The organism is Niveibacterium sp. (assembly GCF_041909475.1).
Classification (GTDB): Bacteria; Pseudomonadota; Gammaproteobacteria; order Burkholderiales; family Rhodocyclaceae; genus Niveibacterium.
Map to the genome: position 1 here is coordinate 25815 of NZ_JAYRDJ010000010.1, position 15993 is coordinate 41807.

Sequence of the window (15993 nt, forward strand, 5' to 3'; positions counted from 1 at the left end):
GCGCGATCAGAACAGCGCCTGCCAGGATTGCAGCGCCCGCAGCCGGGCGGTCTTCTTGCGCTGGTGCGCTTCCATGCGCTGCAGCACGTCGGCCAGCAGGTCGACCGCGTCGAGGATGTAGGGGCCCTTGTTCAGCATTACGCATTCGGCGCGCACGCCCATTGCCGCATCGGTGATTTCGCCGCGCGAGGCCTGGCCACGCTTGGCGAGCGATTCCAGCACCTGCGTCGCCCACACCACCGGCACCGAGGCCGCCTCGCAGAGCCACAGGATCTCTTCCTGGATTTCGGCGAGGCGCTGGTAGCCCAGTTCCACAGCGAGGTCGCCGCGCGCGATCATCACCGCAGCCGGGTTGCGTCCGGCGGCTGAGACGATGATTTCGGGCAGGTTGCGCACCGCGCGCCGCGTTTCGATCTTCATCAGCAGGGCGGGCGCCTGGGCGCCACGCCGGCCGGCCGATTCCAGCGCCGATTGCAGGCGAGCGACGTCGTCCGCACCCTGCACGAAGGAGTAGCCGACGATGTCGGCGTGGCGCGCAACAAACGGCAGCGCGGCGAGATCCGCCTCGGTCAGCGCCGGCACAGCGAGTTCTGATGCGGGGAAGTTGAGTCCCTTGTCGGCCTTCAGGCGCTTGCCGTCGCTCGGCGCGTGGGTGATCTGTATACGTACTGCGCCGTGGCGCCGTTCGCTGACCTGGCCGCCGAGCTCGCCATCGTCCACCCACACCGGGTCGCCGTGTGCGAGTTGGCCGATGACCTCCGGCAGGCTGCAGCCGATCGCGCGCTCGCCGGCCGGCACGTCGGACGGTGCTCTGGCGAGCCAGAAACTGTCGCCGACACCGAAGCGCGGCTTGTCGCTGGCGCCAGCAAAGGTGGTGGTGCGCAGTTTCGGTCCGGCAAGGTCCATCAGCACGCGGGTGCGCGGTGGCAGGCCGAGCTGATGCTCGACGCGACGCAGCGCTTCGATCGTTGCTGCCCAGTTCGCTTCGTCGCCGTGCGCGCAGTTGATGCGCACGAGTTCGACGCCGCGCTGCAGCAACTCGCGGAGCAAATGCGGGTCGTCGGCTGCTGAATCCGGCAGCGTCACCATGATGCGGGTGCGGCGATGCGCGCTCGGCACGCCGAACACCCGCAGACACTCTTCTTCGAGGCGGCGATTGCCGGCGATGAAGTCGCCGCGCGCCGGCACGGCAGGCTGGTGGGCCTCGGGCACGCCGGCGGCGCGCGCAACCAAGGCGGTGATTGCGGCGAGCGATTCAAGGGTGCGCGATTCGCTACGCCCGAGCGAGGACAGGCCAAATCGCGCCAGCTCTTCCTGCAGCGCGCACAGGTCGCGCCGCCGCAGCGCGAGGTAGCAGGCCAGGTTGCGCGCCGAGGGCGCGAAGTCGGCGCGGCGGATCCAGCCGGCCCATTGGTCCACTAGCCCCTCGCCCTCATCGGCGATATCCGCGCGCAGGGTTTCGAGTTCGGTGTAGAGATTGGCGAGATGCAGTGAAGTCTTGTCGGCGACCGCGGTTGGCATGGTGCGCCCCTCGGGATGCATGGAACAGGGAGCGCGATGATCGCGCGCTGCCATTGCAGGGCGATTGCAGCATGGCGCTTCAGACTGTGGCCCAGGCTGCCGATAACACTGCTTGCACCGGAATCGACCGGCACGGAGACTTCATGACAACGATGATCATGCGGCTGTCGCAGTCGCGCGACGGCGTGTTCTTTGCGGCGCGTTCAGTGACCGACAAACTTGTGATGGGCCTGGTGGGGCTGTTCGGCCTGGTGGTGATCGCGCTCGGTTTGAGTGGCGCCGGGTCGTCAATCGCCTTCGGCGGGACCGTGCTGGCGCTGTTGCCGCTCGCACTGTCGCACAAGCTGGCGCCGGGCGCGACGCCGACGCGGCTGATCGCGATGGCGAGCGTGGTGCTGATGGCCGTGCTGCTGTTGCAGCTGGGCGGCGGCGCTGCGTGGACGCGGCTTGCCGCGGTGGCGATGGTGATGATCCTGCTCGGCTACTGCGATCAGAGAACCGTGCTGTTGGGCGCCGCGCTATGGGCTTGCGTCGATGCGGCCTGGTCGTCACAGCACGCCGTGAGCACTGCCCAGATCGCAGCGCAGTTCGGCGCGATGTTTGTCGTCACCGTGGTGCTCGCCTTCCTCGGTTTCATGCTGCGCACCGTGCTGTTACGCGCGCAGGTGGGCGCGGAGTTCGCCAATGCGGTGAAGGCGGGCAAGCTCGACTTCCGCTTCGACGAGAGGGAGATCGGGCGCAGCCCGATGATCGCAGCGATGCACGCGATGCAGGATGATCTGCGCGGCACTGTGGGCGTGGCAGCGTCGTCTGCACGCGCCGTGGCGGATGCTGCTGCGGAACTTGCTGCCGCCAGCGAGCGGATCGCTGCCGGCGTGCAGGCGCAGGCCGAGGCCAGCGCGAGTGCCGGCCATGTCGCGAGCGACATGGAGCAGACCGTCGGCACGATTTCAGAGCGCGCAGCCGAAGCGGCGAACGCTGCGGTGCGCTCACGCGAAGCTGCGCGCGACGGCGGCGCGGTGATCGGTGAAGCAGCCGATGCGATGCGCCGCATGGCGGAGGCGGTGGAGGCGGCTTCGGCGTCGGTCGAAACCCTGGGCGCCAAGTCGGACGCGGTCGGCCAGGTGGTGCAGATGATCAAGACAGTGGCGGAGCAGACCAACCTGCTCGCGCTCAACGCCGCGATCGAGGCTGCGCGCGCCGGCGAGGCCGGCCGGGGCTTCGCCGTGGTGGCCGATGAGGTGCGCAAGCTGTCGGAGCAGACCAACCGCGCCACCGGCGATATCACGCACATGGTGAGCGAGATCATCGCGGTGAAGAACGACGTCGCCGAACGTATGGCGCGCGCGGTGCAGGAGGTTGAGGCCGGGCTCGGCAATGCGGAACGCGCCAGCGGCGCCATCGAGGCGATCCTCCGTCGCGCCAGCCGTGTGGACGACAACATCGCCGGCATCGAGGAGGCTTTGCGCACGCAACGCGAGGCGGCGCATTCCGTGGCGTCGGCCGTTGCGCGCCTGAGTGCCGTGGCCGCAGAGGCGAGCGGCGAGAGTGTCGCGATTGCGCAGCGCTCGCAGTCGCTCGCGCAGACCGCGCAGGATCTGCATGGTGCGGTTGCGCGCTTTGATCATTGAAACGCACGCTCGCAATTCGGTGACGAATTACTGTCCGAGCCGCCTCTAGCTAGATTGCAACACGGCAGCCATTTGACTTGAATTGCTGGCTTGACAGTTGTCGACCGCAGAATCTGATCTGGCTACACTCCGCCCACTTCGTCAGGCAGCCAAGAAGGCGAAGACTAAAGAAATGCAGATTCCGGTAGCTATCGCGCCAGTCCAGGAATCGAGCCAGAGGATGGAGACAAACCAGAAGAATGACGCCGTAAGAGACAACGGCGATCGGTGAGCGGGTTGCGCTGACCGAAATTGCGGGCCGATCCCAAGCGGGAATCGGCCCGTTGTGTTTTGGGGCGCCGGCGTGCGCTCAGCGGCCAGAGAGCGCCGCGGCGAAGCGATCGAGCCCCGCCTCCAGCGTGCTGCGCGGGCAAGCAAAGTTGAGCCGCACAAAACCCGGTGCGCCGAAATCGCGGCCGTCGGACAAACCGAGACCGGCGGCTTCGAAATGCGCCGCCGGATGTTCCAGCGCATGCTCGCGGCAGTCGATCCAGGCCAGATAGGTGGCTTCCACCGGCGTCATGCGAACACCGGGCAGCGCGGCAATGCGCGATTCGACATGGCGGGCGTTGTCGGCCAGATAGTCGATCAGCGAGCGCCGCCATGGCTCGCCGTCGCGGAAGGCCGCTTCCATTGCGACCAGACCGAGCATGTTCACATGCGGCACGATGCCGGCCATCACGCGCTCGAAGCGGCGCCGCAGGCCGGCATCCGGGATCACCGCGAAGGCGGCGCCGAGGCCGGGGATGTTGAAGGTCTTCGACGGCGCCATCAACGTGATGCTGCGTCGCGCGATCGCCGGGTCCAGCGCGGCAATCGGTACATGGCGCTTGGCCGGGTCCAGCACCAGACCGCAGTGGATCTCATCGGAACACAGCACCACGTCGTGACGCTCGGCGAGTTCTGCGATGCGGCGCAGTTCGTCCGCATCCCACGCGCGGCCGACCGGGTTGTGCGGGTGGCACAACAGCCACAGCCGGCTTTTTGCGAGTGCAGCATCGGCCGCGTCGAAATCCCATTCCCAGCGCGTCTCGCCCCTTACGAGATCGAGGCGTTCCAGTCGACGTTCCGCGAGGCCCGGCGCCGAGAGGAAGGGTGGGTAGACCGGCGTGGCGGTGAACACCGCATCGCCTGTCTCACAGCCCGCACGCACCGCGACGTTGATGCCGCAAACTAGGCCCGGTAGCCACACCAGCCATTCCGGTGCGACCTGCCAGCCATAAGCCTCCGCCAGATGGGCTATGGTCGCGTCGGTGAGCGCGGTGGTCGGCTTGCTATAGGTGAAGTGGCCGAAATCGACCGCTTCGCGCAGGGCCGCGAGCACCGGCGGCGGTGCGGCGAAGTCCATGTCGGCTACCCACATCGGCAACACATCGCGGCCGGCGTAGCGCGACCACTTCATGGACTGTGCGCGATCAGCGAGCGGCAGCGGGGTATCGAAGTCGTACATGTCGGCGGGTGTCCGTGGGCGAGGAGCCGACATGCTACTCCGGCCCGGAAATGACAAACGCGACCGAAGTCGCGTTTGGATGTCGTACAGCCAGTGCTGGACGCGCTGCTTACACCTGAAGGTGCTCGTACAGCGGGGTCGAGAGGTAGCGCTCGCCGAAGGACGGGATCACCACCACGATCAGCTTGCCGGCGTTCTCCGGCCGCTTTGCCAGTTCGGTCGCAGCCCACAGGGCGGCGCCGGACGAGATGCCGACCAGCAGGCCTTCTTCAGTGGCGGCGCGGCGCGCGAGGTCGAAGGCATCGGCGTTCTTCACGCGGACGATTTCGTCGTAGATCGACGTGTTCAGGATCTCCGGCACGAAGCCGGCGCCGATGCCCTGGATCGGGTGCGGGCCGCGCGCGCCACCCGACAGCACCGGGCTGGCGTCCGGCTCCACCGCGACGACCTTTACGCCTGGATTGCGGGCCTTGAGCACTTCGCCCACGCCGGTGATAGTGCCGCCGGTACCGATGCCGGAGACGAAGATATCGACCTTGCCATCGGTGTCGGCCCAGATCTCTTCGGCGGTGGTGTTGCGGTGAATCGCCGGGTTGGCCGGGTTCGTAAATTGCTGCGGAATCAGGTAACGCGGATCGGCGGCGGCCATTTCCTCGGCGCGCTTGATCGCGCCCGGCATGCCTTCAGGCCCGGGCGTCAGCACCAGTTCGGCGCCGTAGGCCTTGAGCAGCAGGCGGCGCTCGCGACTCATGGTTTCGGGCATCACGATCGTCAGCTTGTAGCCGCGCGCGGCGCAGACCATTGCTAGCCCGATACCGGTGTTGCCCGAGGTGGGCTCCAGCAGGATCGTGTCGGGCTTGATCTTGCCCTCGCGCTCGGCCGCTTCGACCATCGAGATCGCGATGCGGTCCTTCACGCTGTGGGCCGGGTTGAAGAATTCGAGTTTTGCGGCGACGGTGGCGCTTGCGCCGCTCGTCAGGCGGTTGATGCGGACCAGCGGTGTGCGGCCGATCAGTTGGGTCACGTCATTCGCGATGCGCATGCTGTGCGTCTCCTTGTAAGGGGAAGGCATCCGGGGTGGTGGCGGGATTCTAGGCGCATGTGCGGTGCGGCCAAAGACCCGCTCGGGCATATACATATGGGGCGCTCACCGGGTGCGTGGAGGCTGTCGGTCGAACTCTCCGGGGCTACGCGAATGCGGCGCCGCGTCAAGTCGGAAAATTGACGATTCCGGGATTGATGGTCTATTAATTCACAATTCCCCCAAAATCGCGGCTTCTGCGCCGCGAACGTTCAGGAGGCGTGATGACGCCACATACCGTTGAGCCAGCGTTGCGCGCGCGAGTGCCGGATGACCGGCTCGATGAGGTGTGGTGCGCGACGCTGTGGGCCGACCCGCAGATGCTTGCACTGCAAGACGAACCCGCCGACCTTGTGTGCGACGGTGATATCGGCGAGTTCGATCTGCCTCCGGATACCTGGGTTTGAGCTGCGCCTAACGCTTTGCCGGCGCGCTCAGGCGGATGCGCGTGCCGCCGCCTTGCGCCAGCAGCAGTGCGTAAACCAGCAACGCAGCGACATGCAGGGTGCCACCGGCTTGTCTCAGCGCAGCGACCCCGCTTGCATCGCCGCCCAGGCGTAGCGCCAGCGAGAGATGCAGCAACGCGAGCGCGAGATACAGCACCGGCCGTACGCGTGGCCGCCAGCCAGTGATCGCAGGCAGGATGATCGGCGCGTGGCCGAACAGCATCGACATGACGAAACCAACAAACACGGCGTGCAGTACCGCGTCGTAGGCGGTATCGCCGGCGCCGAGAGGGGCGTTAGTGCCCGCCAGCACCAATGCCGCGATGGCGAGCCAGATGTAGCCGCTGATCAGGCAAACCGCAGTGAAGCGAGGTTGGCCCGGGCGCCGCAAGGTGACGCGGATCACGTCGAAACGCACCAGCCAAGCGACCCACGCCAGCAAGCTTATCGAGAGCCCGCGCTGTGCCGCGAGGGGGTGGCTCACCGCAAACCACACCGGCACGGCGAGCGCGAAGGCGAGCAGCGGCGGCAGCGCGCTTGCCCAGGCAGGGCGCGGCATCACGCGCGAGAGTTCGAGGCGCTCGGCCGCGATCGTCAGCACCAGAAAGGCGATCCAGCTCAGCGCCGCGGCAGCACTGTGGCCGCCCAGTACATGCACGGCCGCCAGCGGCAGGAAGCTCGCCGCCAACGTCAGCACGTCGGCGTACGGCTCGCGAATCGCGCGGGCCTGCAGGAAGGCAATCACGATAAGACCGACACCGGCGCCGACCCAGATGTACAGCGCCAACTCCCACATGCCCGCAAGGGCGACGATGGTTGCTGTGGCGTTCGCGAGCGGCACTGCGAAGGCCGCTTCGTGGCCATAGGCGATGGCGCGTTCAAGTGCGATCACGGTGCCGAAGAAGCCGCAGCCGAACAGTGCGGCATGCATCAAAGGCCATTGCGCGAGCGGCACGGGCAAGGGGAGGCCAAGGCGGACGAGGCCGGCCCATATCGCGGCGATCAGCGCCGCGAGCGCGCCGGCTACCGGCAGCGTCCGGACCGCATTCATGACATGGCCGCGCGGGCCGCGGGGCTCATACGCTCGGGCGTCCAGGGCGGGTCGAACGTCAGCGTGACATCCGGCTTGTAGTCGGGGAAGTGCGCGGTCAGCGCATCCTCGACATCGGCGATCAGTACGTCGCCGAGTGGGCAGGTGGGGGAGGTCAGCGTCAGCGTGATGCGCAGTGTCGTGCCCTCTGCGCGGGCCTCATAAATCAGGCCGAGCGGCACGATGCCGACGCCCAGTTCGGGGTCGGCGACCTCGCTCAGAGCGTCCAGGATTGCGGCGGAATCGGGTGGGGTGGGTGATGTCATGCAAGGCCTCCGTGCCGCCAATGATAGCCGTCCGGGTGCTGCCGCAAGGGTGCTCTGGCGATCTTGACTCGCATCAATGACCCCACCGGTAGTGGGGACGAGAGTGGCGCCGTCTCAGACGGGTCTGGGCACCGGTCTTTCATTGGGGGAGAGCACATGAACAAGAAGGCGTTATCGATCGCCACGCTGGCCGCGCTGGCCACATTCGCGGGCGGGCCGCTGTGGGCGGCGGACAGCAAGATGGGCGTCACCGACGCAGAGGTGAAGTACCAGGCCGGCGGTTCGCCGTTGGCGGACGTCGAGATGTACCAGGACATCAACCCGAAGGCCCCGCCGATGAGCAAGGCGGAGTTCGACAAGGCGCGCCAGATCTACTTCGAGCGTTGTGCCGGCTGCCACGGCGTGCTGCGAAAGGGTGCGACCGGCAAGCCGCTGACGCCGGACATCACGATCGGCAAGGGCACCGACTACCTGAAGGTCTTTATTGCCTACGGTTCGCCGGCCGGCATGCCGAACTGGCAGACCTCGGGTGAGCTCAGCGAGCAGGATGTCGACCTGATGGCGCGCTATGTGCAGCAAACGCCCCCGCAGCCGCCGGAATATGGTCTGAAGGACATGAAGGCGACCTGGAAGGTCATCATCCCGCCGGAGAAGCGTCCGACGAAGAAGATGAACAACTACAACATCGCCAACATCTTCTCGACGACGCTGCGCGACGCGGGCGAGATCGCGCTGATCGACGGCGACAGCAAGAAGATCATCAACGTCATCAAGACCGGCTACGCGGTGCACATCTCGCGCGTGTCGGCCTCCGGCCGCTACCTGTTCGTGATCGGCCGCGACGCCAAGATCAACCTGATCGATCTGTGGATGGAGAAGCCGGATAACGTTGCCGAGATCCGTGTCGGTCTCGAGGCACGCTCGGTCGATACCTCCAAGTACAAGGGCTATGAGGACAAGTACGCGATCGCCGGCACCTACTGGCCGCCGCAGTTCGTGATCATGGACGGCGATACGCTGGAGCCGAAGAAGATTGTCGCCACCCGTGGCGTGACGGTGGATACGCAGGACTACCACCCCGAGCCGCGCGTCGCCTCCATCGTGGCCTCGCACTTCAAGCCGGAGTTCGTCGTCAACGTGAAGGAAACCGGCAAGACGCTGATGGTCGACTACTCGAACATCGACGCGCTGAAGATCACCGAGATCGGCTCCGCCCGCTTCCTGCACGACGGCGGCTGGGACAGCTCGCACCGCTACTTCATGGTGGCCGCGAACCAGTCGAACAAGATCGGCGTGATCGACGCGAAGGAAGGCAAGCTCGCCGGCATCGCGGACGTGGGCAAGATCCCGCACCCGGGCCGCGGCGCGAACTTCGTGCATCCGAAGTTCGGTCCGGTGTGGGCGACCGGTCACCTGGGCGACGACACCATCGCGCTGGTCGGTACCGACCCGGTCAAGCACAAGCAGTACGCCTGGAAGATGGTCGAGCAGCTGAAGGGCCAGGGTGGCGGCTCGCTGTTCCTGAAGACCCACCCGAAGTCGAACCACCTCTACGTCGATACGCCACTGAACCCGGATCAGGCGGTATCGCAGAGCGTTGCGGTGTATGACACCAAGAATCTCGACAAGGGCTTCAAGGTGCTGCCGATCGCCGAGTGGTCGGGCATCAAGGACGACGGCGCCCGTCGCGTGGTGCAGCCCGAGTACAACAAGGCTGGCGACGAGGTCTGGTTCTCGGTGTGGTCGGCGAAGAACAAGGAATCCGCGATCGTGGTGGTCGATGACAAGACCCTCGCGCTCAAGGCGGTGATCCGCGACCCGCGCCTGATTACGCCGACGGGCCACTTCAACCTCTACAACACGCAGCACGACGTCTATTGATCGTGACACCCGCAGCGACCGCCTCCCGCGCGGCCGCATGCGGGCCGGACAAGGAACGCCGGCGGGGGAAGCGCCGGCGTTTTTTATCGTTTCACCTGCTGAACGGGGAGGGATTCATGAAGGGATTTTCAGTGCTGCTGATCGCGGCAGCCGCGTTGCTCGCGCCGCAGGTGCAGGCCAACGCCGATCTGGCCAAGAAGTACAACTGCCTGGCTTGCCACGCCACCGACAAAAAGCTGGTCGGCCCGGCCTACCAGGACGTCGCGGCGAAATACAAAGGGCAGGCGGATGCCGCCCAAGCACTCGCAGCGAAGGTGAAGGCGGGCGGCAAGGGCGTATGGGGCCCGGTGCCGATGCCGCCAAACAACGTGCCGGACGAGGACATCAAGACCCTGGTGGCATGGGTGCTGGCGGGCGGCAAGTAGCCGGCTGACTCAGCAATGAAGGGCGCCCGTCGGGCGCCCTTTTTTATTGTGTGCTGACTCAGCGCTGCAGTGCCTTGCGCTGGAAGTGGCCGCTAATCCAGCGGGACGCGACGACGATCACCAGCACGCCGAGGAACAGTACGCCAAAGGCTTGGATCAGACGCTTGAAGAGGTGATCGATCAGCACTTCGCCCTGCGCGCGCACTGACTCGGCGAGTTTCATCGCGGCCGGCGTGTCCTTTTCAAGCAACAGCACCAGGCTCTGGATCTGCTGTGCGGTGTCGCCGAGGGCGGCCGCTGCGGCGGTGTACTCGGTGATGTTGAATGGGCGCCCCGGTGGCGGCGCGTTGGGTGGTGGCGGTTCGCCGACCTTCAGCCGCGCCAGCAGGGCATCGGTGCTCTGCACCACGCCGTGCACCGAATCCGATGCCGCGCGGCCCGCCTCCAGGCTTTGTCGCAGCTCGATCAGCATCGCCGTCATGGTGCCCTGCTGTTGCTGCAGGGCTGCGAACATCTGGCGGATGGCGGCCTCACGCTCGCTGCTCAGCGTGCCGGGCATCAGCGCGGCGGTTTCGGCCATCTTCGCTGCGGCGTCACCGACGCGGGTGGAGGTGGCCAGCATCGCGCGCGATTCCGGCATGTCGGCCAGCGCGCTGGAGAGTGAGCGCGTCTGCAGATCCAGCAGCATCGGCGAGCGTTGGGCGTAGTAGATCGCGCGCTCGGCGAGCAGCCGGCTCTGTTCGATTTCCTTCACGGCCGGGCTGAGGCCGGTGAAGGGGTCGAAGCCGATCACGCCGTAGATGCTGTCGTCCGCCGCGTCGCCCGCGCTGATCAGGCCCGATGCGCGCGCGAAATCCGCCAGGCGGTTGAACGCGACGCTGTCGAGCGAGTTAGAGGTCTTCTTCCACGCTTCCAGCTTGTCGCGCAGGTCGTTGCGCTGCGCCGGGCTGAGGAAGTCGACCAGCGCCCATGCGCCGGTTTCTAACTTGCCGAAGGCGTCGACGATCGGGCTGGCGGCCTTGCCGAGGATGGGCGGCAGGCGCTGCTCGACCGCGTGCCGGGTCAGCGTGGCGAGGATCAGCATATCCAGCGCGTTGATCCGCGCATTCGGCCCCGACGCGATCTGCACCGCGGCCGTCGATTGCTTGACCTGGAAGTCATTGAGCAGGCGCCGCGAGTGGGTGTCGGGCACCTGCTCCTCAACCGCGCGCACCGCCAGCGCCACACCGTCCATGTAGCCGTCGGCGTAACGCATCACGCGTTGCTGCATTTGCGATTCGGCGCGCTTGAGCGCCTCCTGCTGCGCGTCGTTACGGCCGAACCAGTTCGCACAGCCACACAGCAGGGCCGCCGCAAGCAAGGCCGTCACCCAGCCGAGGCCCGGCGGCTCATTCGCGGGCAGGGAAGGGCCGGCCCACAGTGCGATCGTCCTCACGATGTCTCCTTGTTCTTCCGGTGGGTGTCTGCGGCACCCTGATTGCATTCTCGACCAAATCGGGCGTGTCTGGAGGCCAATCCGGCTGCGCTTTATCGCTATCGGTCGGCATCCGGCTCAAACATCACGCTCGCGGCGTGCACAGCGCTTGTGTCAGATCAGGCGAAGGCCGATCACCGGACGCCGAATCCCGCGGCTTGACTGCGATCAACGCTGGCGCGGCACCCGCTCGGCATGCTGGCCCCCACATCGCGAAGGGGGAGCGCGAAACCATGTCGCCACACACATTCGATCGCATCATTCGCATCGGCGCCGTTGGCGCGCTGCTGCTGGGCTTCTGGCAGGCGTCCGACGCCTCTGCGGCACCGCCGGCGGAACGCACCGACGCGCTGATCCACCTGGTCCGGCAAGACTGCGGTTCTTGCCACGGCATGCAGCTGACCGGCGGGCTCGGGCCGGCGCTCAACGCGGCTACGCTGGCGAACCGGCCACGCGAGGCGATGCTCGCCACCATCCTGCACGGCCGTCCGGGCACGCCGATGCCGCCCTGGGCACCGTTCCTGAGCGAGAGCGAGGCGAACTGGATACTCGACCAGCTGATCAACGGCTTCCCGCAGGAGCTTGCCCGTGCACATTAATTTCCGCATCGGTGCCTTGCTGCTCGGCGCAGGCCTGCTCGCCGCATGCGCCAGTCAGGCGCCGACACCTGAACTGCGCGGCACCGGGGATCTGGGCGTTGTGATCGAACGCGCCAGCGGCAAGATCGCGGTCGTCGATACCACGCAACGCACCGTGCTCGGTGAGATTGGCGGGCTCGGCGATCTGTCGCACGCGTCGGTGGTGTTCGCCCGAGACGGCCGATTCGCCTTCGTGTTTGGCCGCGACGGTGCACTGACCCGCGTCGATCTGCTGACCCGGCGCATCACGCATCGTGTGCAGCAGGCCGGCAACGCGATTGGCGGCGCGATCAGCCAGGACGGCCGTATCGTCGTCGCGCAGAACTACGAACCGGGCGGCATCCGGGCGTTCGATGCCGCCACGCTGGCGCCGCTCGCCGACGTGCCGTCCACCTACGGTACCGAGGGCAGGCGCTCCAAGGTGGTCGGCCTCGCCGATCTGCCTGGTAACCGTTTTGCGTACGCGCTGTTCGATGCCGGCGAGATCTGGGTCACCGACCTGTCCGATCCTAAGGCGCCGCGCACCGAAAAATACCCTGCCGGCCTGCAGCCCTACGATGGCCTCGTGACACCGGACGGGCGCTACTACCTTGCCGGGCTGTTTGGCGAAGATGGCCTCGCACTGCTGGATCTCTGGCAGCCCGAAAAGGGTGTGCGCAAGGTGCTGCGCGACTGGGGGCGCGGCGACGAAAAGCTGCCGGTCTACAAGATGCCGCATCTGCGCGGTTGGGCGCTGGCCGATGGCTACCTGTGGTTACCGGCGATCGGCCGACACCAGGTCTGGGTGGTGGATACCCGCAGCTGGCAACAGGTTGCGCAGATCCCGGTGGCGGGTCAGCCGGTCTTCGTGATGGCGCGACCTGACGGAAGACAGATATGGGTCAACTTCGCCTTTCCGGATAACGGCAAAGTACAGGTCATCGATTCGTTGTCTCGCAGTGTCGTCAAATCACTGGAGCCGGGTCGGGCAGTGCTGCACCTGGAGTTCCAGCCGCGCGGCGGCGAGGTGTGGCTCTCGGCGCGCGATGACAATCGGGTCAGCGTGATCAACACCGAGCGCTTTGACACGCTCGCAAGCTTTTCCATCGATGCGCCGTCCGGCATCTTCTTCACGACGCGCGCCGCGAGAATCGGATTCTGATGAAACCCAGGATGATGACCGACATGCCGCCGCCCCATTCCGTGCCCTCGAGCGGCGGCTCGGTCGACATCCTTACGCTGCTCGGCGGGCAGGGCGGCGACGAGGCGCATGACGAAGCCTTCGGTTTTGAACTACTGAACCGCTGGCAACGCGACCTGCCGCTTGATCCAGAGCCCTTCGCCCGTATCGCAGAGGCCTATGGCCGCCCGCCACGCGATGTGTTGGCGGCACTGCGCCGCCTGCAACGCGAGGGCGCCATCTCACGCGTCGGCGCGGTGCTCACGCCGGCAGCCTTCGGCGCCTCCACGCTGGCGGCGCTCAGCGTGCCGCCCGATCGCGTCGAATCCGTTGCCGGTTACATCTCGCTGATGTCCGAGGTTAACCACAACTACGCGCGTGAGCATGAGTACAACCTGTGGTTCGTGCTCACTGCTGGCGAGCGGCGCCAGATCGACGCCGCCCTGCAGCGTATCGAGGATGCGACCGGTGCCGTGCCGCTGGATCTGCCGATGCTGGAGGGTTACCACCTGGATCTGGGCTTCGATCTGCGTGGCCCCGAGGCGCGTGCAGCGCGCTCGGTGGACCTGAGTCGCGCGCGAGTGAATCTCGACAGCCGTCAGTGGCGATTGCTTGCCGCGCTGGAGCAAGGCCTGCCATTGGTGCCGCGGCCTTTCGCGCGGCTCGGTATGCGTGCCGACATGCACGAAACCGAAGTGATCGAGCAATTGCGCCACTGGCTCACGATCGGTGCGATCCGCCGTATCGGCGTGGTCGTGCATCACCACGAGCTGGGCATCCGCGCCAACGCGATGTGCGTATGGAATGTGCCGGACGCGCGGGCGGCCGAGGCCGGGCGCCGCATCGCTGCGCTGCCAGGCGTGAACCTCTGTTACCGCCGCGCGCGGGTGTCCGAGCGCTGGCACTACAACCTCTACTGCATGATCCACGGCCGCGAGCGCGACGTGGTGTTGCAGACGCGCGAACGCGCGATCGCCGAAGCGGGCATCGCCGATTGCCCGTCCGAAGTGCTGTTCTCGACGCGCCGCTACAAACAGCGCGGTGCGCGCTACGCGGAGCGCTGAGCCGATGGCGCGCCCGCTCGCAACCGAACCCGCGCAACTCGACCCGATCGACCGCACCCTCATCACCGCGCTGCAAGACGGCATCCCGCTGGTCGAGCGTCCGTACGCTGCGCTGGCCGATGCCCTCGGGATCAGCGAACAGGCGGTGGTCGATCGCATCGCCGCGCTGCTCGAACGCCGTGTGCTGACCCGCTTCGGGCCGATGTTCGATGTCGCGAAGATGGGCGGCGCCTTCGTGCTGGCCGCGCTGGCGGTGCCCGACGAGCGCTGGGATGCGGTGTGCGAGCAGGTCAATACGCTGCCCGAGGTGGCGCACAACTATCGCCGCGAACATGCGCTGAACATGTGGTTCGTGCTCGCCACCGAAACCCCGCAGGGGATCGCCGCGGCGATCGCACGCATCGAGGCTGATACCGGGCTGCCGGTGTATGCCTTCCCGAAGGAACGCGAGTTCTTCGTCGAACTCAAGTTCACCGTTTGATCCGGAGCGCGCGAGATGGACGACACCGAACTCGACCGCCGCATCGTGCTCGCCACCCAGGCCGGGCTGCCGCTTACGGTGGAGCCTTTCCAGGCGCTTGGCGAACAACTGGGCGAGCAGCCCGGGCGCATCCTCGAACGCTTCCGCGCGATGCAGGCCGACGGCCGCGTGCGCCGCATCGCCGCGGTGCCGAATCACTACGCGCTGGGCTATACCGCCAACGGCATGTCGGTGTGGGATGTCGATGATGAGCAGGTCGACGCGCTCGGCGAACTGCTCGGCCACATGGACTGTGTTACCCACTGCTATCGGCGGCCGCGCCGTCTGCCTTTGTGGCGCTACAACCTCTTCGCGATGGTGCATGGCCACACGCGCGACGAGGTGCTCGCGCGTGTCGCACAGATCCAGGCAATGCTCGGCGAGGCCTGCCGCGCGCACGACGTGCTGTTCTCCACCGCGATCCTGAAGAAGACCGGCCTGCGTATCGGGGGCTGAGCGTGCCGGCTGTCGCGCCGCGCCTGCGCACGCCACAATCGTGGCCATGATGTTCCGCCCCTGCCTGCCGCACCGCCTCGCCGTTTGCCTGCTTGCCACGCTGGCCGCATGCCCGCCGGCCTTCGCCGACGACGAGCCAGCCGCCAACGCAGCCGCCGCGCAGCGCTACCCCTGGCGCTTCCAGTTCAAACGCCAGAACACCGATCGCGGCACCGCCGACGAGTCCACCCGCAGCACGCTGCGGCTGGAGTACTTCCCGCTTTCGCAATTGTCGCTGTTGCGGCTCGACCTGCCGTTTCCGGATGCCGATACCGGCTACAGCGGCAAGATCCTCGACCCACGCCTCGGCGACATCAAGCTGCGCGCCGATCTCGAAGCGGTGCAGGCGTTCGGCCTGCCGCTTACGGCGTACGCGGAACTCACCTTGCCGACCGCCGACCCGGCCAGCCTTGGCGGTGGCAAGTACCAGATCGCACCCGCTGTGCGAACCCGGCTGCCGGCCGGCGCCTACCGCATCGATGACAGCAAGCACGCACTGACGCTCGGCGCCGTCGTTCAGCAGGTGCTGTCGTTCGCCGGTGACGAGAGCCGCAAGGACATCGACTACACCAAGCTCGAAGTGAGCCTCAACGACGGCTGGGGCGAAGGGCGCTTCGTGAAGCTCACGTTCAAACCGGCGATCGACTGGGAGCAGGGCGGCAAGAGCGGCGCCACCGCCGAACTCGAAGGCGGGCTGCGGCTCGCACCTGAGTGGGAGGTGGCGCTGATGGGCGGCGGCCTGCTGTGGGGCAGCGGCGTACCCAGCACCTACCGGCGGCGGATTCAGCTGACCCTCGGCTACCGGTTCTGACG

At 66.8% G+C, this 15993-nt stretch carries 16 protein-coding genes; 10 read left to right on the top strand and 6 right to left on the bottom strand.

Features of this window, described 5'->3' with window-relative positions; translation table 11 throughout:
- Window positions 1-6: 6 nt before the first annotated feature.
- Window positions 7-1521, bottom strand: coding sequence for a pyruvate kinase (locus ACE3P0_RS08850; RefSeq protein WP_374401959.1), 1515 nt, complete (start codon window positions 1519-1521; stop codon window positions 7-9).
- Between the two features lie 143 nt (window positions 1522-1664).
- Between ACE3P0_RS08850 and ACE3P0_RS08855 the strand changes: the two genes are divergently transcribed.
- Window positions 1665-3152, top strand: a complete 1488-nt coding sequence (locus ACE3P0_RS08855; protein ID WP_374401960.1) for a methyl-accepting chemotaxis protein — start codon at window positions 1665-1667, stop codon at window positions 3150-3152.
- 349 nt (window positions 3153-3501) lie between these two features.
- Here ACE3P0_RS08855 and ACE3P0_RS08860 read toward each other — a convergent pair whose 3' ends face one another.
- A complete protein-coding gene (locus ACE3P0_RS08860; protein ID WP_374401963.1) occupies window positions 3502-4674 on the bottom strand; it encodes a MalY/PatB family protein in 1173 nt (390 codons plus the stop codon).
- A gap of 76 nt (window positions 4675-4750) precedes the next feature.
- Window positions 4751-5683 carry a cysteine synthase A gene (gene cysK / locus ACE3P0_RS08865; RefSeq protein ID WP_374401965.1) on the bottom strand — a complete coding sequence of 311 codons (933 nt, stop codon included), beginning with the start codon at window positions 5681-5683 and terminating at the stop codon, window positions 4751-4753.
- 263 nt (window positions 5684-5946) lie between these two features.
- Here cysK and ACE3P0_RS08870 point away from each other — a divergent pair, with 263 nt between their 5' ends.
- The gene (locus ACE3P0_RS08870) at window positions 5947-6129 is read left to right on the top strand and encodes a hypothetical protein (protein ID WP_374401967.1); all 183 of its coding nucleotides are present in this window, start codon (window positions 5947-5949) and stop codon (window positions 6127-6129) included.
- A gap of 7 nt (window positions 6130-6136) precedes the next feature.
- Here the strand turns inward: ACE3P0_RS08870 and ACE3P0_RS08875 are convergent, their stop codons facing one another.
- Window positions 6137-7219, bottom strand: coding sequence for a hypothetical protein (locus ACE3P0_RS08875; RefSeq protein ID WP_374401969.1), 1083 nt, complete (start codon window positions 7217-7219; stop codon window positions 6137-6139).
- Window positions 7216-7524 (bottom strand): metal-sulfur cluster assembly factor, encoded by a 309-nt coding sequence (locus ACE3P0_RS08880; RefSeq protein WP_374401971.1) that lies wholly within the window; start codon window positions 7522-7524, stop codon window positions 7216-7218. The genes ACE3P0_RS08875 and ACE3P0_RS08880 overlap by 4 nt, the downstream gene beginning before the upstream one ends.
- Window positions 7525-7680: 156 nt before the next feature.
- On the opposite strand from ACE3P0_RS08880, the gene ACE3P0_RS08885 reads away from it, so the two are divergent.
- Together ACE3P0_RS08885 and ACE3P0_RS08890 are read left to right on the top strand one after the other, a co-directional pair.
- A complete protein-coding gene (locus ACE3P0_RS08885; protein ID WP_374401973.1) occupies window positions 7681-9405 on the top strand; it encodes a cytochrome D1 domain-containing protein in 1725 nt (574 codons plus the stop codon).
- Between the two features lie 116 nt (window positions 9406-9521).
- A complete protein-coding gene (locus tag ACE3P0_RS08890) occupies window positions 9522-9830 on the top strand; it encodes a c-type cytochrome (RefSeq protein WP_374401975.1) in 309 nt (102 codons plus the stop codon).
- A 58-nt stretch (window positions 9831-9888) separates the two neighbouring features.
- On the opposite strand, the gene ACE3P0_RS08895 is transcribed toward ACE3P0_RS08890, so the two are convergent.
- Window positions 9889-11265: a hypothetical protein gene (locus ACE3P0_RS08895; protein ID WP_374401977.1), complete on the bottom strand. Its 1377-nt coding sequence runs from the start codon at window positions 11263-11265 to the stop codon at window positions 9889-9891.
- A 272-nt stretch (window positions 11266-11537) separates the two neighbouring features.
- Here ACE3P0_RS08895 and ACE3P0_RS08900 point away from each other — a divergent pair, with 272 nt between their 5' ends.
- The 6 genes from ACE3P0_RS08900 to ACE3P0_RS08925 are packed head-to-tail and all read left to right on the top strand — an operon-like array spanning window position 11538 to window position 15991.
- Window positions 11538-11903: a cytochrome c gene (locus tag ACE3P0_RS08900; protein ID WP_374401978.1), complete on the top strand. Its 366-nt coding sequence runs from the start codon at window positions 11538-11540 to the stop codon at window positions 11901-11903.
- Complete coding sequence (locus ACE3P0_RS08905) at window positions 11893-13083, top strand: cytochrome D1 domain-containing protein (protein ID WP_374401980.1); 1191 nt, start codon at window positions 11893-11895, stop codon at window positions 13081-13083. The genes ACE3P0_RS08900 and ACE3P0_RS08905 overlap by 11 nt, the downstream gene beginning before the upstream one ends.
- Entirely contained in the window at window positions 13083-14165 is a 1083-nt protein-coding gene (locus ACE3P0_RS08910) for an Lrp/AsnC family transcriptional regulator (RefSeq protein WP_374401982.1), read from the top strand. The genes ACE3P0_RS08905 and ACE3P0_RS08910 overlap by 1 nt, the downstream gene beginning before the upstream one ends.
- A 4-nt stretch (window positions 14166-14169) precedes the next feature.
- On the top strand, window positions 14170-14646 hold the full coding sequence (locus ACE3P0_RS08915) for an Lrp/AsnC family transcriptional regulator (RefSeq protein WP_374401984.1): 477 nt from the start codon (window positions 14170-14172) through the stop codon (window positions 14644-14646).
- Between the two features lie 15 nt (window positions 14647-14661).
- The gene (locus ACE3P0_RS08920; protein ID WP_374401986.1) at window positions 14662-15141 is read left to right on the top strand and encodes an Lrp/AsnC family transcriptional regulator; all 480 of its coding nucleotides are present in this window, start codon (window positions 14662-14664) and stop codon (window positions 15139-15141) included.
- 46 nt (window positions 15142-15187) lie between these two features.
- Window positions 15188-15991: a hypothetical protein gene (locus tag ACE3P0_RS08925; RefSeq protein ID WP_374401988.1), complete on the top strand. Its 804-nt coding sequence runs from the start codon at window positions 15188-15190 to the stop codon at window positions 15989-15991.
- Window positions 15992-15993: the final 2 nt, after the last annotated feature.